Here is a 20,764-nt window from a genome sequence, read left to right on the forward strand (position 1 = left end):
ATCCGGGTCAGACCTCACCCCCCACGGTTTGGGGGCGTGCGCCGGAACGCGTCGACCGCGGCTGAATGTATCTGCCCAACTGCCGTCTGCAACAGGTCAATCGGACGAGAATTCTGGACGGAAGGGGTCCGGAATGTAGTGAGAATTCGGCCGAATTCAGGGCAAGTCGGGCCCCATAAAGGGAACAAAAGCCGCGAAAGACATGCGCACTTTGGCTGCATCTCGACGGGCCTGCGGCAGGAATTCCGGGCTCCCGATCCGGAGATCAGCAGCGCGTTCCCCAACTGTACCGCGCTCAACCACACTGAATTGCCCCCTCCGCTTCTCTCACGGAGGGGGCAATTCGATGAACTCTTCGTAACCGACATTACCGAAGGTAATGATCGGTCATTCGGTCAGCCGCCGGCGACGGCCGGGATGATCGACACGCCCGCCCCGTCCGGGGTCGCCGTCTCCAGCCCCTGCTCGAACCGCACGTCGTCGTCGTTGACGTACACGTTGACGAAGCGGCGCAGCTTGCCCTGGTCGTCCAGCACACGGGCGGCGATGCCGGTGTGGTTCTTCTCCAGGTCGGCGATGACCTCGGCGAGGGTGGCCCCCTCGGCGCTCACCTCGGCCTGGCCGCCGGTGTAGGTGCGCAGGATGGTGGGGATGCGGACGTTGACGCTCATGATGCGAGGCCAGCCTCTCGGAAGGAGTCGAGGTTCGGACGGATGGTGGCGGTGAGACCGGTGCCGGCCACCGCGTCGAGGGTCTTGAGGCCGTCGCCGGTGTTCAGCACGACGGTGGTCAGAGCCGGGTCCAGCACGCCGTTCTCGATGAGCTTCTTCGTCACGCCCACCGTCACGCCGCCGGCGGTCTCGGCGAAGATGCCCTCGGTGCGGGCCAGCAGCTTGATCGCGTCGACGACCTGCTCGTCGTTCACGTCCTCCACGGCACCGCCCGTGCGGCGCGCGATGTCCAGGACGTAGGGCCCGTCGGCCGGGTTGCCGATGGCCAGCGACTTGGCGATGGTGTTCGGCTTCTGCGGCCGGACCACGTCGTGGCCCGCCTTGTAGGCGACCGAGACCGGCGAGCACCCCTCGGCCTGCGCGCCGAAGATCTTGTACGGCTTGTCCTCGACGAGCCCGAGCTTGATCAGCTCCTGCAGCCCCTTGTCGATCTTCGTGAGCTGGGAGCCGGAGGCGATGGGGACCACGAGCTGGTCGGGGAGCCGCCAGCCGAGCTGCTCGCAGATCTCGTACGCCAGGGTCTTGGACCCTTCCGCGTAGTACGGCCGCAGGTTGACGTTGACGAACCCCCAGCCCTCGCCCGCCGGGTCGCCGATCAGCTCGGAGCAGAAGCGGTTCACGTCGTCGTAGTTGCCCTCGATGCCGACGAGCTCGCCGCCGTAGACCGCGGCCATGACGACCTTGCCCTGCTCCAGGTCGTGCGGGATGAACACGCAGGAACGGAAGCCGGCGCGGGCCGCGGCGGCGCCGACGGCGCCCGCGAGGTTGCCGGTGGAGGAGCAGGAGAGCGTGGTGAAGCCGAAGGCGCGCGCGGCCTCCAGGGCCTGGGCGACGACGCGGTCCTTGAAGGAGTGCGTCGGGTTGCCGGAGTCGTCCTTCACGTACAGTCCGCCGGTGACCCCCAGCTCGCGCGCCAGGTTGTCGGCCTTGACGAGCTTGGTCCAGCCGGGGTTGATGTTCGGCTTGTCCGCCACGTCCGCCGGGACGGGCAGCAGCGGCGCGTAGCGCCAGATGTTCGCGGGTCCCGCCTCGATGCGCTTGCGGAGTTCCTCGGTGTCGTAGGCCGAGAAGTCGTAGGCGATCTCGAGCGGGCCGAAACACTCCTCGCAGGCGAAGACCGGACCGAGCGGCACCCGGTGACCGCACTCGCGGCAGGAAAGCGCCGAGGCGGGGCCCAGGTCTACGGTCGTGGAGTCGGTGGTGCTTGCAACAGTCTGCGCAGCCATGTGAGGCGAGGCCCTTTCTCCTCATCTTCCTCACGACGCATCTCGCCGTGAGACGGATTTGGCACCTTCCCTAGCCGGGAGCCTCGCGGAATGATCAACAGTGATCTACGAGACCGGCTGGAGGGTTGCCGGGGCTTCATCGGGCCGTATCCCTCTGCCCCTCTGGATGAGCGGTATGTGGTTGTTGAACTCGTTGAACACGAGACGACCCCCGACATGCGATGGTCATCAGCGTTGTTCAAGACTGTAACCGAAGGCCAGGACAGTTGAGATAGCCGTCCGAACCGCGAGATGGATCACATCTTGGTCCTTTCGCCCAGAGAGCGCAGAGGAGCCGCCTACGTGCTGGAAGAAGTCGAGCGCTGGCTGAGCACCCACTCCTGGTCCGTCACCGACCGCCCGCTGCACCAGATCCTCGCCGCGAAACAGCGCACGGGCCAGTCGGTCAGTGTCGTGCTGCCCGCGCTCAACGAGGAGGAGACGGTCGGCGACATCGTCGCGATCATCCGCCACGACCTGATGCAGCAGGTCCCGCTCGTCGACGAGATCGTGGTCGTCGACTCCGGTCCACCGACCGCACGTCCGAGGTCGCCGCGGCGGCCGGCGCGCGGGTCGTGCACCGCGACGACATCCTGCCCCGCATCCCGACGGTCCCCGGCAAGGGCGAGGTCCTGTGGCGCTCGCTGCTGGTCACCTCCGGGGACATCGTCTGCTTCATCGACGCCGACCTGAAGGAGTTCTCCTCCGACTTCGTCTCCGGGATCGTCGGCCCGCTGCTCACCGACCCCGGGATCGACCTGGTCAAGGGCATGTACGACCGCCCCCTCGCCGGAGGGCAGGGACAGGGCGGCCGGGTCACCGAGCTGATGGCCCGCCCGCTGCTCAACATGCACTGGCCGCAGCTGGCCGGCTTCGTGCAGCCGCTCGGTGGCGAGTACGCGGCCCGGCGCGGACTGCTGGAGCAGCTGCCGTTCCCCGTCGGGTACGGAGTCGAGCTGGGCATGCTGGTCGACGCCCTGCATCTGGTGGGCCTCGACGCGCTCGCCCAGGTCGACGTCGGCGTCCGCAAACACCGCCACCAGGACGGCCAGGCCCTCGGCCGGATGGCGGCGGCGATCTACCGCACGGCCCAGCTCCGGCTGGCCCGCGGTCACCTCGTCCGCCCCTCCCTCACCCAGTTCGAACGGGGCGCGGACGGCTTCGAGCCGCGCACCTACTCCGTGGACACGGAGGAGCGGCCGCCGATGGCGGAGATCGCGGAGTACGCGAGCCGCAAGGTGGCGTAGGGCATACCCGGACCGGGCGGTCGTCACGTTTATGCGTTTGCGGACCGGGCTACGTTGAGGCGTATGGCTTCCTCGCACGGCGCTGCCCACCAGGTGCTGGTCGCGTCCAACCGCGGCCCGGTCTCGTACGCACTCCAGCAGGACGGCTCGCTCGCCGCCAAACGGGGCGGCGGCGGGCTGGTCTCCGGCCTGTCGGCGATCGGTCCCGACGCGGGCGCCCTGTGGGTGTGCTCCGCGCTCTCCGACGGCGACCGGGAGGCCGTGCGGCGCGGGGAGGGCGAGCCCGGCGTGCGGATGCTCGACGTCCCGGCGGACGTGCACGCCGACGCGTACAACGGCATCGCCAACTCCGTGCTCTGGTTCGTCCACCACATGCTGTACCAGACGCCCCTGGAGCCGGCCTTCGACGCGGAGTTCCGGCGGCAGTGGGCGTCGTACGAGACGTACAACCGCGCCTTCGCCGAGGCCCTGGCCCAGGAGGCCGCCGAGGGCGCGGCGGTGCTGGTGCAGGACTACCACCTGTGCCTGGTGCCGGGCATGCTGCGGGAGCTGCGGCCGGACCTCAGGATCGCGCACTTCTCGCACACGCCGTGGGCGCCGGTGGAGTACTTCCGGATGCTGCCCGACGACATCGCCGAGCAGCTGCTGCGCGGCATGCTCGGCGCCGACCGGCTGGGCTTCCTCACCCGCCGCTGGGCGGAGGCGTTCACGGCCTGCGCGGCGCTCGTGGGCGGCCTCGGGGACACCCGGGTCGGGGTGCACGGCCTCGGCGCGGACGCCGACTTCCTGCGGCGACGCTCGCACGAGGCGGACGTCGACGAGCGGATGGCCGCGCTGCGCGAGCAGATCGGCGCGGGCCGCAAGGCGATCGTGCGGGTCGACCGGACCGAGCTGTCGAAGAACATCGTGCGCGGGCTGCTGGCCTACCGGCAGCTCCTCGACGACCACCCGGAGTGGCGCGAACGGGTCGTGCACGTGGCCTTCGCCTACCCCTCCCGGCAGGACCTGGCGGTCTACCGGGACTACACCGCCGAGGTGCAGCGCGTGGCGGAGGAGATCAACTCCGTTTACGGCACGCCCGGCTGGACCCCGGTCGTGCTCCATGTGGAGGACGACTTCGCGCGGTCCCTGGCCGCCTACCGGCTGGCCGACGTGGCTCTCGTCAACCCCATCCGGGACGGCATGAACCTGGTCGCCAAGGAGGTCCCGGTCGTCTCCGACGAGGGGTGCGCGCTGGTGCTGTCCCGGGAGGCGGGGGCGTACGAGGAGCTGGCCGAGGACGCGGTGACGGTGAACCCCTACGACGTGATCGGCACGGCGCGCGCCCTGCACACCGCGCTGACCATGCCGCCGGGGGAACGCGCAGAGCGCGCCAAGCGCCTCGCCGCGTCGGCGACCGCGCTCCCCCCGGCCCAGTGGTTCCTCGACCAGCTCAACGCGCTACGGGACCAGCCGAGCTAGCGAAGATCCCGGCCTCCGCCCGAACCGACCCACACGAACGAACACCGACCGAGCCGAACCGCACGGACGAACACCGGCCGAGCCGAACCACGCGGGCGGACGTCAGCCGAACCGAACCACGCGGGCGGGCGTCAGCCGAACCGACCGCACGGGCGGGTTTCAGCTGAGGTGGGAGGTCAGGGTTGAGAGAAGGGCGACCACGCCGGTGGGGCCGGGGACCACCAGGTCCGCCTGTCGACTGAGTTCCGTCACCTCGTCGCTGCCGCTGCACACCAGCAGGCCCGGTGTGCCGTCGGCGCGGAGGCGGTCCACCGCCGCGTAGGCAGGCAGGTCGCCCAGGTCGTCGCCCGCGTACAGGACCGCCGAGGCGCCGGTCTCGCGGACGTACCGGGTGAGCGCGACGCCCTTGTCCATGCCCGGTGGGCGCAGTTCCAGGACGAGGCGGCCGGGCTCGACGATCAGGCCGTGCCGGGCGGCGAGGGCGGTCAGCGGCTCGCGCAGGGCCTCGAAGGCGGCTTGCGGGTCCGCGGCGCGGCGGGTGTGCACGGCGACCGCGAATCCGCCCTTCTCCTCGACCCACGCGCCCTGTCCGGCGGCGCCGGAGCGCTCCAGCAGGCCCGGCAGTTCGGCGCGGACGGCGGCGACACCGGGGTGCGGGGCGGGCCCGCCGACCTCGCCGCTGACGGCGTCCCAGCGCTCGGCGCCGTAGTGGCCGAGGACGACCAGGTGCTCCAGGCCCGGGACGCCCGCGAAGCCGCCGTGGCGGACGGCGACCTCGGCCGGCCGGCCGGTGACCACGGCGACGGAGGCGACCTTCGGGGCGAGCGCGGCCAGCGCGGGAACGGCGTCCGGGTGGGCGCGGGCCTGTTCGGGGTCGGGGACGATCGGCGCGAGGGTGCCGTCGAAGTCGAAGGCCAGCACCGCCTTCCCGGGATCGGCGAGAATCGCGGCGAGCCCCTCGCGACCGGCCCGCGTGGCGGGCGTAGGCAGGGGGTCCGTGTCCGTGTGGGTGCCCATACGGGGACCCTAACCGGGATGGGACCAGGCATGCGCGGCTCGCGCAATGCGCCGGAACCGTCAGCGTTCCGACCGGCGCCGCTCCCGCACCCGTCTGAGCCTGTTCACCGTCACCGGGTCGTGGGCGAGGGCCCGCTCGTCGTCCAGGAGGGCGTTCAGGAGCTGGTAGTAGCGGACGGGGGCCAGGCCCAGCTCCTCGCGTATGGCGCGCTCCTTGGCGCCGGGGCCGGGAAAGCCCCGGCGCTCCAGGGCGAGGACGGCCCGCTCACGCTCCCCCAGCTGCTCCGGTTCCATACCGCGAACGGTAGCCCCCGCCACTGACAGTCAGTCCGCGCTCTCCGCCGTCGACGCCGTCGCCTGCAGCTGGGAGAGGGTGGCGGCGGGGCTGGCGTTCGCCCCGACCGCCTGACCTATGCGCTTCTTCACCGCCGCGCTGACCGCCGCCCACGACGTCTTGCCGACCGGGTACAGCTCGGACTGCGGAAGCTCGTCCAGGAACGGCTTGAGGTCGGCGTCCCGCTTGTCCGAACTCATCACCTCGGACGCCGAGTTGGTGACCGGCAGCAGGTCGTACTCGCGCGAGAAGGAGAGGACGTTCTTCTCGTCGTAGACGAAGTCGAGGAAGTCGCCGACCTGCTGCGCGTGGCCGTTCTTCTTGAAGGCCATCATCCAGTCGGCCACACCCATCGAGGTGCTGCTCTGACCGTGCGCTCCGGGCATCGGCACCATGCCGAACTTCACGCCCTTCTTCGCGGCGATCTTCATCAGCGACGGGTGGCCGTTGAGCATGCCCACCTCGCCCTTGGCGAAGGCGGAGAACGCGGTGGCGCGGTTGAGCCGGCCCGGCGCGACCGGCCCGGTCAGGCCCTTGCCGACCAGGTCGTCCTTGAGCCAGTCGAAGGTGGCGACGTTCTGTGCCGAATCGATTCCGTAGGACCCGACGGTGTCGGTGTAGCCGCCGCCCCCGCTGAGCATCCACTGCATCGTCTCGGCCTGCGCCTCCTCCGGGCCGAGCGGCAGCGCGTACGGGTACGTCACGCCGCGCGCCTTGAGGGCCGCGGCGTCGGCGGCGAGCTGCTTCCACGTCTTCGGCGGGGTGAGGCCGGCGGCCTGGAAGAGGGTCTTGTTGTAGAAGAGCAGCCGCGTGGAGGCCGCGAACGGCATCCCGTACTGCACGCCCTTGAGCTGCCCCGCCGTGGCCAGCTGGGAGGCGAAGTCGGCCTGGGTGCTGATGGAGAGCAGGTCGTCGGCCGTGTAGAGCTCGTCCTTGGCGGCGTAGTCGGCGTACGCGCCGATCTGCGCCATGTCGGGGGCCTTCCCGGCGTCCACCATCTCCTTGACCTTGCGGTCGACGTCGTTCCAGGAGTAGACGGTGACGTCGACCTTCACGCCGGAGTGCTTGCTCTCGTACTCCTTCACCAGCCCGTCCCAGTACTTCTGGGAGCTGTTGGCGGCGGAGTCGCCGTAGTCCGCCGCGACCAGTCTCAGGGTGACGTCTCCCGAACCGCCGGTGACACCGCAGCCCCCGAGGGTCGCCGTCATCCCCAGCGCGGCGATCGCCGCGACCGTTCCCGCCTTGCGCCGCTGCACTGCTACGCCACGCTCCAACTGTCTCGCCGTTCAATATGTGGACTCTCCAAGGTCTACACCACGCAAGTGGACTAGACCTCTCAAGGGTAGTGGGGCCACACTGTCCTCCGTGAGACACGTCATCGCCCTCGATGTGGGCGGCACCGGGATGAAGGCCGCGCTCGTCGGCGCGGGCGGCGAGCTGCTGCACCGGGCCCGCCGTGCGACCGGACGCGAGCGCGGGCCGGACGCGGTCGTCGAGGGCATCCTCGACTTCGCCGCCGAGCTGCGCGCGTACGGCGTCGAGCGTCTCGGCGAGCCCGCCTCGGCCGCCGGTGTCGCCGTCCCCGGCATCGTCGACGAGCAGCGGGGCGTGGCCGCCTACGCCGCCAACCTCGGCTGGCGCGACGTCCCCCTGCGCGACCTGCTGTCCCGGCGGCTCGGCGCCCCCGTCCGTCTCGGCCACGACGTGCGCACCGGCGGACTCGCCGAGGGCCGGATCGGCGCGGGCCGGGGCGCCGACCGGTTCCTGTTCGTCGCCCTGGGCACCGGCATCGCGGGCGCCATCGGCATGGCGGGCCGGGTGGAGTCGGGCGCGCACGGCTTCGCGGGAGAGATCGGCCACATCGTCGTACGGCCCGGGGGGACCCCCTGTCCGTGCGGGCAGTCCGGCTGCCTGGAGCGGTACGCCTCCGCGGCCGCCGTCGGCGAGGCGTGGGCGAAGGCGTGCGGCGACCCGGACGCGGACGCCGCCGACTGCGCGCGGGCCGTCGCGTCCGGCGACCCGAACGCCGTCCGGATCTGGCAGGGCGCGATCGACGCCCTGGCCGACGGCCTGCTGACCGCCCTCACCCTGCTGGACCCGCGCACCCTGATCGTCGGTGGCGGCCTGGCCGAGGCGGGGGAAACCTTGTTCACACCGCTGCGGGAGGCCGTCGAACGCCGGGTGACCTTCCAGAAACTCCCGTCGATCGTCCCCGCGGCACTGGGGGACACGGCGGGCTGTCTCGGTGCCGGGCTGCTGGCCTGGGACCTGCTGACCACAACCGACCGTACGGAGGTAACCACCTGATGGGTTCTCGCAAGGTTCTCGCCGGTGCCCGGGTGGTGCTCCCCACCGGGATCGTGCACGACGGTCGCGTCGTCGTCGCCGGCACGCGGATCGCCGGCGCGGCCCCCGAAGACGCCGAGGTCGTCGACGTGAGCGGCCACTGGCTGGTGCCCGGCTTCGTCGACATCCACAACCACGGGGGCGGCGGGGCCTCCTTCACCTCCGGCACGGTCGAGGACGTCCTCCACGGCATCCACACCCACCGTCTCCACGGCACCACCACGCTCGTCGCCTCTACCGTCACCGGCGACATGGACTTCCTCGTCCAGCGCGCCGGGCTGCTCAGCGAACTGGCCGAGCAGGGCGACATCGCCGGCATCCACTTCGAGGGGCCCTTCATCTCGCCCTGCCGCAAGGGCGCGCACTCCGAGGAGCTTCTGCGCGACCCCGACCCCGCAGAGGTCCGCAAGCTGATCGACGCGGCGCGCGGGCGGGCCCGGATGGTCACCCTCGCCACCGAACTGCCGGGCGGCATCGACTCCGTACGCCTCCTCGCCGAGCACGGCGTGATCGCGGCGATCGGGCACACGGACGCGACGTACGAGCAGACGGTGCAGGCCATCGACGCCGGTGCCACGGTCGCCACCCACCTCTTCAACGCCATGCCGCCCCTCGGCCACCGGGCCCCCGGCCCGATCGCCGCCCTCCTGGAGGACGAGCGGATCACGGTCGAGCTGATCGACGACGGCACGCATCTGCACCCCGCGGCCCTGCAGTTGGCGTTCCACCGCGCGGGCGCGGGCCGGGTGACCTTCATCACGGACGCCATGGACGCGGCCGGCTTCGGCGACGGCCGGTACATGCTCGGCCCGCTGGAGGTGGAGGTCAGCGAGGGCGTCGCCCGCCTGGTGGAGGGCGGTTCCATCGCCGGCTCCACCCTGACCCTGGACCGGGCGTTCAAGCGGGCCGTGACCCTCGACGGGCTTCCCGTCGAGGACGTCGTCGCCGCGATCTCCGCCAACCCGGCCCGGCTGCTCGGCATGGACGACCGGATCGGCTCACTGGAGCCCGGCAAGGACGCCGACCTGGTGCTGCTGGACCGGCAGTTCGACCTCAAGGGCGTGATGCGCCGGGGTGAATGGGTGGTCGATCCACAACTGGGGTGATGTGTCCGGGGTGTTGAGCGCGGCGGTCGTCCTGCGAAAATATGACGGCCGCCGTCCGTCCGGTCGGCCCGCGCATCGGCAACTGTCTTCGGGGGAGGTCGGCCCAGGTGATCCTGACGGTCACGCTGAACACCGCTCTCGACATCACCTATCGGGTACGGGGCCTGCGCCCGCACGCCTCCCACCGGGTCTCCGAGGTCACGGAACGTCCGGGCGGCAAGGGCCTGAACGTGGCCCGCGTGCTGGCGGCCCTCGGCCACGAGGTGACCGTCACCGGGTTCACGGGCGGCTCGACCGGCCGCAGCGTCCAGGAGCAACTCACCCGCACGCACGGCGTGGTGGACGCGCTCGTCCCGGTCGGCGGCCCGACCCGGCGCACGATCGCCGTCGTCGACGAGCGCACCGGCGACACGACGCAGCTGAACGAACCCGGCCCCACGATCGCACCCGCCGAATGGGCGGCCTTCCAGGAGGTCTACGAGGACCTGCTGCCGTCGATGTCGGCGGTGGCCCTGTGCGGCAGCCTGCCGCCGGGGGTGCCGGTGGGCGCGTACGCGGGCCTGGTCCGCACGGCGAAGGCGGCCGGCGTCCCCGTCCTGCTCGACACCAGCGGGGAGCCGCTGCGCCGCGGGGTGGCCGCGCGCCCCGACCTGATCAAGCCCAACGCCGACGAACTGGCCGAACTGACCGGCTCCCACGAACCCTTGCGCGCCACGCAGGACGCCCGCAGGCGCGGCGCCAGGGCGGTCGTCACGTCCCTCGGCCGCGACGGCCTCCTCGCCGTCACCCCGGAGGGCCGCTGGCGCGCCACCCCACCCACCCACATCCACGGCAACCCCACAGGCGCCGGCGACTCAGCGGTGGCCGGCCTCCTGTCGGGCCTGGTGGAACACCTCCCCTGGCCGGACCGCCTGTCCCGAGCGGTAGCCCTGTCGGCGGCAACGGTCCACGCCCACACAGCGGGAGAATTCGACCACGAGGTCTACGAGAAGCTCCTGATACCGGTGTCCGACTCGGTGACGGCGGCTTGAACGCGGTGCGCTACTGCGGCAGCTGCACCCACAGCTGGTCGATGAGGGCGTTGCACTGGTTGCCCTGGCCGCAGGAGAGGGTCAGGGTGTTGGTGCCCTTGGTCAGGGTCACCGGGGCCCAGGTGGACTGCCAGTTCTTCGCGAAGTCGGTGTCCGAGGACTTGATGAAGTTCTTCATGCCCAGCGGCTGCTGGTTGGACTTGCCGTTGACCGTCAGCGTCGCGTTGGCGTCCGCCGCGGGAATGCTGTAGTGCACGTAGAGGCGGTAGGGGCCGGCCTTCGGGAGGTCGACGGTCCAGGTGATCGAGGCGCCGACGTTGTTGAACCCCGTCACATAGGTGCCGCCGGCCGACTTGGCGCCCTTGACGTCCGAGGCCGTGGTCGCGCCGCCGCCCAGCTGGGCGTCCTTCGCGTCGGTCTTCGGGAGGTCCGTCGACGTCGCGTCCGTCGGGGACTGGCTGGGCTTGGTGTTCTGGGACGCCGTCGGGGTCGGGGAGGCGTCGCCGCCCGCCTTGTTGTCCGAGTTGCCGTTCATCATCGCCACGCCGATGCCGATGACGACCGCGGCGACCACGGCGATCGCGCCGATCAGCAGCCCCTTGGTGTTGGGGCCGCGACGGCCGCCCCCGCCGCCGTGCGCCGGCTGCTGCGGCGCCGTGGGGGCACCGCCGCCGGGGAAGGTCTCCGGCGCCGCGTAGTGGGCGTTCGGCTGACCGTACGTGCCCTGCTGCTGCGGCACCTGCCCGTAGGGAGCCGTCTGCTGCTGCCCCTGGGCCGGCTGGCCGTACTGCCGCTGGCCGACCGCGCGCACCCGGTTGACGGAGTTCGGGTAGCCGTACCCGCCACCGGAGGGCGGCTGGGCGCCGTTGGCCTGCCCATCGGCGTAGAGGTAGCCGAACGGGTCGTCGTCCTCGGGCGTACTGGCGCCGTTGTTGCCGGACGTCATCCCTGGGTACTCCTCAGCGGTGCGGGTCGAGCGAGATTCGGGGGTCAGCTTGCGAGCCTACCCGCTCCCCGTGCCCCAAACGGGTGACTCGGATCGCACCGTTCCGCCACCCCAGCCCTGACCTGCGGTTCACCCGGCCCGTCGGTGCTGTTTGGGACGAGATCGTTTCTCTACGTACATCCGCTCGTCGGCAGACTTCAACACTTCGTCCGCAGTCATTCCACAGTGCGCCCACCCGATGCCGAAGCTGGCGCCGACCCGCATGGCCCGCCCGTCCACACGGATGGGCTGGATGATCTCGTTGCGCAGGCGTACGGCCAGGTCCTGGGCGTCGGCGCGGCCGAGGCCGTCGGCGAGGACGACGAACTCGTCACCGCCGAGCCGGGCCACCGTGTCGCCGTCGCGCACGCCCCGGGTCAGCCGCCGGGCGACCTCGATGAGCACCGCGTCACCGGCGTTGTGCCCGAACCGGTCGTTGATCGACTTGAAGCCGTCGAGGTCGCAGAAGAGGACCGCGAGCCCCTTGGTGCCGTCGTCGCGCTCGCCCTCGGGGGCGACGGTGTGCACGTGGTGGTCGAAGGCGTCGAAGGCCTCGGTGCCACCCGGCCGGAGGTCGAAGCCGTGGCCGTTGACGTCGTAGGCGGGGTGTCCGAAGGCCGCGTCCAGGGACTCCAGGGCGCCCGGGTGGGTGGCGCGTCGGCACAGCCGCGAGGACAGGCGCGAGCGCAGCTCGGCGGAGTTCGGCAGGCCGGTGAGGGAGTCGTGGGAGGCGCGGTGGGCGAGCTGCAGCTCGCGGCGCTTGCGCTCCTCTATGTCCTCGACGTGGGTGAGCAGGAAGCGCGGCCCGTCGGCGGCGTCCGCGACGACGCTGTTGCGCAGCGAGACCCATACGTACGTGCCGTCCCGGCGCCCGAGGCGCAGCTCCGCGCGTCCGCCCTCGGCGGAGGTCCGCAGCAGCGTGCCGATGTCCTCGGGGTGGACGAGGTCGGAGAAGGAGTAGCGCCGCATCGCGGAGGCGGGCCGGCCGAGCAGCCGGCACAGGGCGTCGTTGGTCCGCAGTATTCGGCCGTGCTGGTCGCCGCCCATCTCGGCGATGGCCATGCCGGAGGGGGCGTACTCGAAGGCCTGCCGGAAGCTCTCCTCGCTGGCCCTGAGCGCCTGCTGCTCCCTTTCGAGCCTGACGAGTGCCCGCTGCATGTTGGAGCGAAGACGTGCGTTGCTGATCGCGATGGCGGCCTGGAACGCGTACATCTGGAGCGCTTCGCGTCCCCACGCGCCCGGCCGGCGGCCGTTGCGGGGGCGGTCCACGGACAGCACGCCGATCAGTTCACCGCACGAGCCCCCGGGCGCCGCGGGCGTGTACATCGGGGCGAAGAGCCGGTCGGAGGGGTGCCACTCGTCCTCGAAGCGGGGCGCGGGCCCGTCGGTGTACCACTGCGGCACGTCGTCGTCGTCGAGGACCCAGCCCTCGGTGTGCGAGATGAAGACCAGGTCGCCCCAGTGCTCGCCCATGCTCAGCCGGCGCTCCCAGGACTCGCGGGAGCCGACCCGGCCGGTGATCAGCGCCTCGGCGGCGGGATTGCCGGCGAAGGCGGCGACGACGAGGTCACCGTCGGGGCGGACGAGGTTGACGCACGCCAGTTCGTAGCCGAGGCCGGTGACGACGCCGTCGGCGACGGTCTGCAGCGTGTCCGCAAGACTGCGTGCGGTGTTCATGTCGGCCATGACCTGGTGCAGTTGCCGCAGGGTCGCAAGGCGGACGTAGGGCTCCGACTCGGTCTCCATTGCTCGCCCTCCCCCGAGACCTCGCAGCGAATCAAGGGTTCTCATCGGCGTATCGTTCTGGCAGCTTCTCAGCCACTGAATCACAGCGCGCTGCCCACTCGGTACACAGGGTCAACAATTCATGGCCCTTGTGACTCAAGTCACAGCGAAAGATGAACAATTGAGTGGTGTTTCTGCGTTTTACCTGTGCGTTTACTGAACGCAATCTTTGTGCGGATGTGGAGATGACGCAGAAGCGTACGTGATGGACGTGCCCGCCGTCCGCCGAAGGACCTAGGTCCGTTCTCGGCCCCGGGCCCGATGCGGCCCGCGAGGGCCGGAGATTAGCGTTCCCGGTGTGCTGAAGACTCCCCCCGCCGCATCCCCGATCACTGCCGGGCCCACCTCCGGGCATGCTGAGGGGGTGAGCAACGACGCGTTCCGTGCCGCCATGTCCCGGCTGGCCGCCGGTGTGGTCCTGGTGACCGCGCAGGAGCCGCCCCTGGACCCCGACGACCCGTCGGCGCCGGCCGGCGAGGACGTCGGCATGACGGCCACGGCGTTCCTGTCGGTCTCCCTCGATCCGCCCCTGGTCCTGGTCAGCCTGCGCACCGGCGCCCGCATGGACGACCTTCTGGACGAGCAGCCCCTGTGGGCGGTCTCGGTGCTCTCCGAGAGCCAGCGCCACATCGCCGGCCGCTTCGCGATGAAGGGCCGCATCAGCGACCGCCTCCTCTTCGAGGACATCCCGTACATCCGGGGGAAGGCCACGAACGCGCCTCTGGTGGGCGGCGCGCTGGCCACCCTGGAGTGCCGCACCGAACAGCGGGTGATCGCCGGCGACCACACCCTGGTGATCGGCCGCGTCCTGACGGCGGACGTACCGAGCGCGACCGGCGGCCCGCTGGCGTACTTCCGGGGGCGGTACCGGCAGTTGGGGTGAGGACCCGCACCCGGCGGGGCGGCCCGTAATTGCGTGGCACGCGCGCGTGGGCGCTTCCTATGGTCGGCGCATGACGCCACCCGAACCGCCCGGCCCCCGTCTGGTGGAGATCACCCCCGGCAATCTCGCGGCCGCCCTCGCCCTCCGCATCCGCCCGGACCAGGAGCACGCGGTCGAGCCGGTCGCGGAATCGCTGGCGGAGGCGTACGTGCATCCTCCGGGTGTCGCCTGGCCCCGCCTGATCGTCGACGGCGACCGCCCGGTCGGCTTCCTGATGGCCTTCCTCGACATCGATTGGAAGGAGGACGGCACCCTGTTCCGCTCCGGGCTGTGGCGGCTGAACATCGCCGCCGGGGAGCAGGGCCGCGGCTACGGCCGTTTCGCCGTCGAGTCCGTGGCCGCGGAGATCCGCCGCCGCGGCGGCGAGCAGTGCTACGTCACCTGGCATCCCGGCCCCGACGGCCCCGACGGCTTCTACCTCGGCCTCGGCTTCCGTACGACGGGAGAGAAGAGCGGCGACCAGACGGTCGGCGTCCTGGACCTCCAGGACCTCTAGGACCTCTGGACGAGGATCACCTCGCGCTCGGCGACGCGCTCCGGGGCGGTCGCGATGTCGATGGCGGCGATCTTGTCCCCGACGAACGTGAAGGCCAGCGTCCGGTCCAGGCGGCCGTCGACGTACACGGCCAGCCCCGTGGCACCGTCGACCAGCGCGGGCCGCGCCACGGCCGTCAGGTGCCGGAAGGCGGACGCGCCCCTGGCCACGGCCGCCGCTCCCGTGTTCACGCCGGCGTCGCTGTGGGCGACGACGTCCGGGTCCAGCAGCGCGACCAGGGCCTCGAAGTCGCCCTCGCGCGCGGCGGCGAGGAAGGCGTCCACGACGGCCCGCCGCCGCCCCGGATCACCACCCGGCACCCGGTCGGCCCCCCGCACCCGCCGCCGTGCCCGGCTCGCCAGCTGCCTGGCCGCCACCGGGCTGCGCCCCACGATCTCCCCGACCTCCTCGTACGGCACCGCGAACAGGTCGTGCAGCACGAACACCAGCCGCTCGGCGGGCGTCAGCGTCTCCAGGACGACGAGCAGCGCCACGCCCACCGAGTCGGCGAGCACGGCGTGCTGCTCGGGATCGGCCCCACCGGAGACGTCCACCACGGGCGGGTGCCCCGCGGGCGGCTCCAGCGGCTCCTCCGCGCGCGACCTGCGCGAGCGCAGCATGTCGAGGCACACCCGTCCGACGACGGTCGTCAGCCATCCCCCGAGGTTCTCCACGTCGTCCGTGTCGGAACGGCTCAGCCGGAACCACGCCTCCTGCACCGCGTCGTCCGCCTCGGCGGCGGAGCCGAGCATGCGGTAGGCGACGGCACGCAGATGCGGGCGGTGCGCCTCGAACCGCCGGGCGAGGACTTCGCTGTCCGAGGGAATCCGGTACTCGCTCATGGTCCTATGACGAACGGGACGGCGGCGATGTGACAGAGACGGTCCCGGTCGCCTCACGACCAGTCGCGGCCCGAACGCCCCCGCTTCGTGTCGGAGCGCTGCTTCTTCTCCCGCAGCCGGCGCTCGTTGATCCCCCGCGGGATACGGGTCGCGCGGCGGGGCTTGGGCGGCGGCGCGGTCGCCTCGGCGAGCAGCGCGGCCAGGCGTACGGCCGCCGCCTCGCGGTTGCGCCACTGCGAGCGGTGCTCGGAGGCGCGGACGGCGATCACGCCGTCGACGAGCCGCCCGGCCAGCCGCTCCAGCGCCCGCGCCTTCCACACCTCCGGCAGCGCCTCGGTCCGGGCCAGGTCGAAGCGCAGCTCCACCTGGGAGTCACTGGTGTTGACGTGCTGCCCGCCGGGCCCCGAGGAGCGCGAGAAACGCCACATGAGCTCGGCCTCGGGGAGCGAGACGGAGCCGCGGATGACATAGGGACCGGACATGTCCCCCATCGTCGCGCGCCTGACCCGCACACGTCACGCGATTAACGTCGGCGGTCGTTCACCCGAACTTCGGTAAAGAAAGTAAAGACACCTGGAACCTTCGGTACCCCTCTTGGCGTTCATACCGGTAGCTGTAGGTTCACTGCCGTACATAAACGAGGGAAAGGACTCCCAACCATGGCTGTAAGCCTGTCCAAGGGTGGCAACGTCTCGCTCACCAAGGAGGCTCCGGGCCTGACCGCCGTCACCGTGGGCCTCGGCTGGGACGTCCGCACCACCACCGGCACGGACTTCGACCTCGACGCCTCGGCCATCGCGGTCAACACGCAGGGCAAGGTCTACTCGGACGCCCACTTCGTGTTCTTCAACAACAAGCAGACCCCGGACAACACCATCGTCCACACCGGCGACAACCGCACGGGCGAGGGCGAGGGCGACGACGAGGCGATCAACGTCAACCTGGCGGCCCTTCCGGCCGACATCGACAAGATCGTCTTCCCGGTCTCGATCTACGACGCGGAGAACCGCTCGCAGAACTTCGGCCAGGTCCGCAACGCCTACATCCGCATCATCAACCAGGCCGGCGGCGCCGAGATCGCCCGCTACGACCTCTCCGAGGACGCGGCCACGGAGACGGCGATGGTCTTCGGCGAGCTGTACCGCAACGGCGCGGAGTGGAAGTTCCGCGCCGTGGGCCAGGGCTACGCGTCCGGCCTGGTCGGCATCGCGCAGGACTTCGGCGTCAACGTCTGAGTGACGCTGCGCTGAGCGGGGCCCCTGGGTGCGGTACGCCGCAGCCGGGGGCTCACGTCTGTGAGACGAACACCGCCCAGGCGGCCGGGGCGAAGGCCAGGCGGGGGCCGAGGGTGTCTTGCTTGGAGTCGCGGACGTGGATTGTGCGGGGGGCTATCGCGACCTCGACACAGGAATTGCCGTCAGGGCCGTCGCTGTAGCTGCTCTTGAACCAAGCCAGCGTGGAGGCGTCTCCGGCGGAGGACTTGCGGGTCATGTTTCTCCCAGCAGTTGCTCGATGAAGGCCAGCGACTCCCGCGGAGTGAGAGCCTGGGCCCGGATGGTGCCATAGCGCAGCTCAAGGATCCGCAGGTGTTTGGGGTCCGTGGTCGGCCGACCGCTGTACGCGCCGTCGGAACGGCCCACCCCTGTGCCGTCCGGGAACTTTAGGACCTCGATCCTTCCGTCCATCCCGGGGTGAGCGTCGGAGTTCGTCGGCATCACCTGGAGCGCGACGTTACGCAACCGACCCACCTCCAGCAGATGTTCGAGCTGCCGACGCCACACCATTGTGCCTCCGACGGGACGGCGCAGCGTCGCCTCCTCCTGCACAAAGCTCAGCGCAGGCGCGGGCGAGCGCTCGAAGATTGACTTACGCGCCATGCGTGCGGCCACCGACAACTCCACGTCCTCGGCCGAATAGGTCGGCTGCCACGCCTCGAACAGGGCCCGTGCGTGTTCCGGTGTCTGCAGGAGGCCGTGCAGACTGAGCCCGACGTAGACCCCGAGTTCGACCGCCTGCGCCTCCAACTGCGCCAGCTCCCGGACCTTCTTGGGGTACCGGACCTTGCTGACGTCCTCCTTCATCGCCGAGATGAGGCCACCCGCCCCCAACACCTCGTCCGCCCTGTCCAGATACTCCTGCCGGGGAATCCTCTTCCCGCCCTCGATCTTGTAGACGAGGTCCTCGCCGTACCCGACGGCCCTGCCGAAGTCCGCGGCACGCATCCCCACCGCCTCTCGCCGCAGCTTGAGCTGCCGCCCGACCGTGGCGATGACCGCAACGCCCCACTCGTCGTCCGGATCGACCTCCCACCCCGGCTCGTCCGCCTCGGTCCTGAGCCGTCCCGCCTCCGCGTCCACCGACATCCCGCGTGCCCCTCCGTCGTACTGGCCCTCCCGCGCCCCTGCCCGTACGGCCCGTCCCGACAGTCCGGACAGCACCGGACAAGCTCCGGACAGTGACCGTACGCAACGGCGCAGTCACTCCTCACGGTAGTCAGAGACGGCCACGCTGAGTGACGTGAACGAGGAATCCCCCACCCCCATCCGCAACTTCAGCGTGCAGCTCTCCCCCACCCCGCGCGGCGCGCGCCTGGCGAGGCTGCTGGCCACGGAGCAACTGCGCGCCTGGGAACTGCCGTCGCACCCGGCGGAGCACATCGTGGCGGAGCTGGCGGCGAACGCGGTGACGCACGGCCGCGTGCCGGGCCGCGACTTCCGGCTGACGCTCTACGTGGTCGCCGACACCCTGCGCATCGAGGTCACGGACACGTGCGGTGACCGTATGCCGTGTGCCGAACTCCCCGGCCGCGACGCCGAGTCGGGTCGCGGTCTCGTACTGGTCGAGGCCCTCGCGGACAAGTGGGGAGTCGCACCGGGGTTGTCGCCGCGCAAGACGGTGTGGGCCGAGATCCGCCTCACCCGAAGCACGCCGGGCCGGGTTCCGGTGGACCCGTGTTCCGGCGGCACCGGACGTCTCTTTTCCCAACAAAGAACCCGGTGAAAGAACCCCCGCCAAACCGAACCCCAGCCCCTCACCCGCCCGGGTGAACATCGCCAACTCGGCTGGCTTTCGCCCTGGTTGCCTGCCCTACTCTCGGCGCAACACAACCGCACACATGCAACGGCCCTCGCAGGGACTGGCATCCCGATGCGAGGGCCTGACCACCGAGGAAGGCGTATCTTCCTGATGGACACGAAAAACCCTAGCGCGCCCCCGCACGCCCAGTCCCGCGTTGCGGCCAACAAGCACCCGATCCGGCGGTATTCCGAAACCGGTGGCCTGGTCCACGACCACACCCGCCACACCACGCGCTTCACGGTGATCGGCAACCACCTGGCGCAGCATCCGGAGCTGTCGCTGCTGGCCATCGGACTGGCCACGCACATCCAGTCGCTGCCCCAGCGCGCCCACGTCGACATCAAGACCCTGGCCGCCCGCTTTCCCGAAGGGGCGACCCGTATCGCGGCGGCCCTGCGCGAACTGGAAGCCCACGGCTACCTGCGCCGGGAACGCCGACGCGTCTCCGGCGGCCGTATCGTCACGCGCACGGTCTCCTGCAACCAGCCGGGCCACCGCGCCGACGACCACGCCCCCCGTCCCCAGCGCACCCGCCCGAAGAGGGAGACCGCGCCCAAGCCACTCCCCCCGGTGCCACGCCCCGCCTACCCGGCCCCGGCCCTCATCGAGCAGGCGACGCAGGTCCTCGCGACCCTCCGCACCCACGACAGACGTCTGCTGCTGAGCGAACGGGACACGGCCCACCTGGCCCCGGGCGTGGCCGCCTGGCTGGAACGGGAGGTGACCCCCACGACCGTACGAGAAGCACTCACCACGGCCCTCCCCACGGAGCCCCTGTGCCGTCCGGCCGCCCTCCTGGCCCACCGGTTGACAGCCCAGCTCCCGCCCCCGCCGCCCGTACGGCCCCCCGCTCCACCGCCGGCCGTTCGCCACCCCCTCCAGAACTGCGACGGCTGCGACCGCGCCTTCCGCTCGCCCGCCCCTGGACGCTGTGGTGACTGCCGATCCGATTTCCCGGAGGCCGCCTAGCATGGACGTGACGATCCTGGCCCCCAAGCACAGACGAGGAGCGAGCGCCATGACCATCGCCCCCGACAGCGCGCGGCAGGGCGCCTCCCACCGCTACAGGGCCATGCGCGACTTCGTTCAGTCGACGGACGACAACGTGCCCGGCAAGTTCGAGGTCACCATGGAAGGGATCGTTCACGACATGATGGCGCCCGTCGGCCCGCACGAGCTGACCACCGTGCATCTCCGAAGGCGCCTTGAAAGAGTGATGCCGGAAGAGATCGTGGCCCACACGGGCGAGCCCGACGTCGAGGACGAGGCCCAAGGGATCATGCGGCGCCCCGATGTGATGGTGATCGCCATGGCGGACATGGACGTCCCCGGTTCGTTCGATCCCCGCACGCTCATCGCCGCCATCGAGATCGTCTCCCGCTCCAACCCCGACAACGACTGGGTGACGAAGCTGCGCGACTACCCCCTCATCGGCGTCCCCGTCTACGCGATCTTCGACCCCCGCACCGGCACCGGAGCCGTGCTCGGCGACATCCACCCCACCCCCGACGGCCCCCGCTACGCGACCCGCAAGGATTTCGTCTACGGCGAGGACGTCACCATCGGCGACTGGACGATCTCGACCGACGGGCTGCCGCGCTACCAGCCCATCGGCCGGTAGTACCCGAGCACCGCCGCCAGCTGCGCGAACCACTGACCGAGCTGTGCCTTGGGCTTGGCCTGGACGACGCACTCGTAGAACTGCCCGTTCGGCAGGACCACCGCCATCATCAGGGCCCTGCCGTTCGGGCTGGCCTTGTAGTGGACGCTCTGGATCTCCGGCCAGGAGAACTCCACGGCCGCGCCGTGGTCCTCGAAGGCGACGCCCGAGGCATCGACGACGATCGAGTTGTGGACGTCCACCGCCATGAACTCCGGCCCCTCGGCGGGGGGCTGGGCAGGGGTGGGGGCGTACTGCGGGGGCGGCGGGCCGAAGCCCTGCGGAGGCTGGTTCCCGTACGGCGGTGGCTGGGTGGTCATCTGCTTCCGTCCCCGAATGCGGCGTGGCTCCTGGGGACATCCTCGCTCAGGTCGGGTCGGCGCTCCTAGGGCGCGTCC

At 71.0% G+C, this 20,764-nt stretch carries 22 protein-coding genes, 1 pseudogene and 1 riboswitch; of the genes and pseudogenes, 11 read left to right on the forward strand and 12 right to left on the reverse strand.

Annotated features, from left to right (window positions below; translation table 11 throughout):
• Positions 1 to 395 precede the first annotated feature (395 nt).
• Both LN251_RS12280 and thrC read right to left on the reverse strand, forming a co-directional pair.
• Complete coding sequence (locus LN251_RS12280) at positions 396 to 671, reverse strand: MoaD/ThiS family protein (protein WP_058924632.1); 276 nt, start codon at positions 669 to 671, stop codon at positions 396 to 398.
• Positions 668 to 1,957 (reverse strand): threonine synthase, encoded by a 1,290-nt coding sequence (gene thrC, locus LN251_RS12285; protein ID WP_362994774.1) that lies wholly within the window; start codon positions 1,955 to 1,957, stop codon positions 668 to 670. Before thrC ends, LN251_RS12280 begins: the two co-directional genes overlap by 4 nt.
• Positions 1,958 to 1,975: 18 nt before the next feature.
• Positions 1,976 to 2,130: riboswitch (SAM riboswitch) on the reverse strand.
• Between the two features lie 169 nt (positions 2,131 to 2,299).
• On the opposite strand from thrC, the pseudogene LN251_RS12290 reads away from it, so the two are divergent.
• Both LN251_RS12290 and LN251_RS12295 read left to right on the forward strand, forming a co-directional pair.
• Positions 2,300 to 3,243, forward strand: a pseudogene (locus tag LN251_RS12290) (glucosyl-3-phosphoglycerate synthase).
• Positions 3,244 to 3,306: 63 nt separating this feature from the next.
• Positions 3,307 to 4,704: an alpha,alpha-trehalose-phosphate synthase (UDP-forming) gene (locus tag LN251_RS12295; RefSeq protein ID WP_458244477.1), complete on the forward strand. Its 1,398-nt coding sequence runs from the start codon at positions 3,307 to 3,309 to the stop codon at positions 4,702 to 4,704.
• 159 nt (positions 4,705 to 4,863) lie between these two features.
• On the opposite strand, the gene otsB is transcribed toward LN251_RS12295, so the two are convergent.
• The 3 genes from otsB to LN251_RS12310 are packed head-to-tail and all read right to left on the reverse strand — an operon-like array spanning position 4,864 to position 7,311.
• Positions 4,864 to 5,721, reverse strand: coding sequence for a trehalose-phosphatase (gene otsB / locus LN251_RS12300; RefSeq protein ID WP_458244478.1), 858 nt, complete (start codon positions 5,719 to 5,721; stop codon positions 4,864 to 4,866).
• 60 nt (positions 5,722 to 5,781) lie between these two features.
• Positions 5,782 to 6,015: a DUF3263 domain-containing protein gene (locus LN251_RS12305; protein WP_058924627.1), complete on the reverse strand. Its 234-nt coding sequence runs from the start codon at positions 6,013 to 6,015 to the stop codon at positions 5,782 to 5,784.
• 30 nt (positions 6,016 to 6,045) lie between these two features.
• Complete coding sequence (locus LN251_RS12310; protein ID WP_458244479.1) at positions 6,046 to 7,311, reverse strand: ABC transporter substrate-binding protein; 1,266 nt, start codon at positions 7,309 to 7,311, stop codon at positions 6,046 to 6,048.
• A 109-nt stretch (positions 7,312 to 7,420) separates the two neighbouring features.
• On the opposite strand from LN251_RS12310, the gene LN251_RS12315 reads away from it, so the two are divergent.
• From LN251_RS12315 to LN251_RS12325, 3 genes are all read left to right on the forward strand, one after another.
• Positions 7,421 to 8,362, forward strand: a complete 942-nt coding sequence (locus LN251_RS12315) for an ROK family protein (protein ID WP_458244480.1) — start codon at positions 7,421 to 7,423, stop codon at positions 8,360 to 8,362.
• Positions 8,362 to 9,507: an N-acetylglucosamine-6-phosphate deacetylase gene (gene nagA / locus LN251_RS12320; RefSeq protein ID WP_458244481.1), complete on the forward strand. Its 1,146-nt coding sequence runs from the start codon at positions 8,362 to 8,364 to the stop codon at positions 9,505 to 9,507. The genes LN251_RS12315 and nagA overlap by 1 nt, the downstream gene beginning before the upstream one ends.
• A 107-nt stretch (positions 9,508 to 9,614) precedes the next feature.
• Positions 9,615 to 10,538, forward strand: coding sequence for a 1-phosphofructokinase family hexose kinase (locus LN251_RS12325; protein ID WP_458244482.1), 924 nt, complete (start codon positions 9,615 to 9,617; stop codon positions 10,536 to 10,538).
• A gap of 10 nt (positions 10,539 to 10,548) precedes the next feature.
• Here the strand turns inward: LN251_RS12325 and LN251_RS12330 are convergent, their stop codons facing one another.
• Entirely contained in the window at positions 10,549 to 11,484 is a 936-nt protein-coding gene (locus LN251_RS12330; protein ID WP_458244483.1) for a CBM35 domain-containing protein, read from the reverse strand.
• A 129-nt stretch (positions 11,485 to 11,613) separates the two neighbouring features.
• The gene (gene cdgB / locus LN251_RS12335) at positions 11,614 to 13,269 is read right to left on the reverse strand and encodes a diguanylate cyclase CdgB (RefSeq protein WP_362994759.1); all 1,656 of its coding nucleotides are present in this window, start codon (positions 13,267 to 13,269) and stop codon (positions 11,614 to 11,616) included.
• A 337-nt stretch (positions 13,270 to 13,606) separates the two neighbouring features.
• Between cdgB and LN251_RS12340 the strand changes: the two genes are divergently transcribed.
• Positions 13,607 to 14,191, forward strand: a complete 585-nt coding sequence (locus tag LN251_RS12340; RefSeq protein ID WP_458244484.1) for a flavin reductase family protein — start codon at positions 13,607 to 13,609, stop codon at positions 14,189 to 14,191.
• A gap of 70 nt (positions 14,192 to 14,261) precedes the next feature.
• Positions 14,262 to 14,747 carry a GNAT family N-acetyltransferase gene (locus LN251_RS12345; RefSeq protein WP_458244485.1) on the forward strand — a complete coding sequence of 162 codons (486 nt, stop codon included), beginning with the start codon at positions 14,262 to 14,264 and terminating at the stop codon, positions 14,745 to 14,747.
• On the opposite strand, the gene LN251_RS12350 is transcribed toward LN251_RS12345, so the two are convergent.
• Complete coding sequence (locus LN251_RS12350) at positions 14,744 to 15,628, reverse strand: sigma-70 family RNA polymerase sigma factor (protein WP_458244486.1); 885 nt, start codon at positions 15,626 to 15,628, stop codon at positions 14,744 to 14,746. The two genes, LN251_RS12345 and LN251_RS12350, sit on opposite strands and share 4 nt — an antisense overlap.
• A 53-nt stretch (positions 15,629 to 15,681) precedes the next feature.
• Positions 15,682 to 16,119, reverse strand: coding sequence for an alternative ribosome rescue aminoacyl-tRNA hydrolase ArfB (gene arfB, locus LN251_RS12355; RefSeq protein WP_458244487.1), 438 nt, complete (start codon positions 16,117 to 16,119; stop codon positions 15,682 to 15,684).
• Between the two features lie 168 nt (positions 16,120 to 16,287).
• On the opposite strand from arfB, the gene LN251_RS12360 reads away from it, so the two are divergent.
• Entirely contained in the window at positions 16,288 to 16,863 is a 576-nt protein-coding gene (locus LN251_RS12360; protein ID WP_058924618.1) for a TerD family protein, read from the forward strand.
• Between the two features lie 52 nt (positions 16,864 to 16,915).
• On the opposite strand, the gene LN251_RS12365 is transcribed toward LN251_RS12360, so the two are convergent.
• Together LN251_RS12365 and LN251_RS12370 are read right to left on the reverse strand one after the other, a co-directional pair.
• A complete protein-coding gene (locus tag LN251_RS12365) occupies positions 16,916 to 17,119 on the reverse strand; it encodes a DUF397 domain-containing protein (protein ID WP_458244488.1) in 204 nt (67 codons plus the stop codon).
• Entirely contained in the window at positions 17,116 to 17,991 is an 876-nt protein-coding gene (locus tag LN251_RS12370; RefSeq protein ID WP_458244489.1) for a helix-turn-helix domain-containing protein, read from the reverse strand. Before LN251_RS12370 ends, LN251_RS12365 begins: the two co-directional genes overlap by 4 nt.
• A gap of 154 nt (positions 17,992 to 18,145) precedes the next feature.
• Between LN251_RS12370 and LN251_RS12375 the strand changes: the two genes are divergently transcribed.
• From LN251_RS12375 to LN251_RS12385, 3 genes are all read left to right on the forward strand, one after another.
• Positions 18,146 to 18,628 carry an ATP-binding protein gene (locus LN251_RS12375; RefSeq protein ID WP_458244490.1) on the forward strand — a complete coding sequence of 161 codons (483 nt, stop codon included), beginning with the start codon at positions 18,146 to 18,148 and terminating at the stop codon, positions 18,626 to 18,628.
• Positions 18,629 to 18,814: 186 nt separating this feature from the next.
• A complete protein-coding gene (locus LN251_RS12380; RefSeq protein WP_458244491.1) occupies positions 18,815 to 19,675 on the forward strand; it encodes a helix-turn-helix domain-containing protein in 861 nt (286 codons plus the stop codon).
• Positions 19,676 to 19,724: 49 nt separating this feature from the next.
• A complete protein-coding gene (locus LN251_RS12385) occupies positions 19,725 to 20,327 on the forward strand; it encodes a Uma2 family endonuclease (protein ID WP_458246707.1) in 603 nt (200 codons plus the stop codon).
• Here the strand turns inward: LN251_RS12385 and LN251_RS12390 are convergent.
• A complete protein-coding gene (locus tag LN251_RS12390) occupies positions 20,306 to 20,686 on the reverse strand; it encodes a hypothetical protein (protein ID WP_458244492.1) in 381 nt (126 codons plus the stop codon). The two genes, LN251_RS12385 and LN251_RS12390, sit on opposite strands and share 22 nt — an antisense overlap.
• Between the last annotated feature and the right edge of the window lie 78 nt (positions 20,687 to 20,764).

The sequence above is a fragment of the Streptomyces sp. MAI_2237 genome (genome assembly GCF_054189285.1).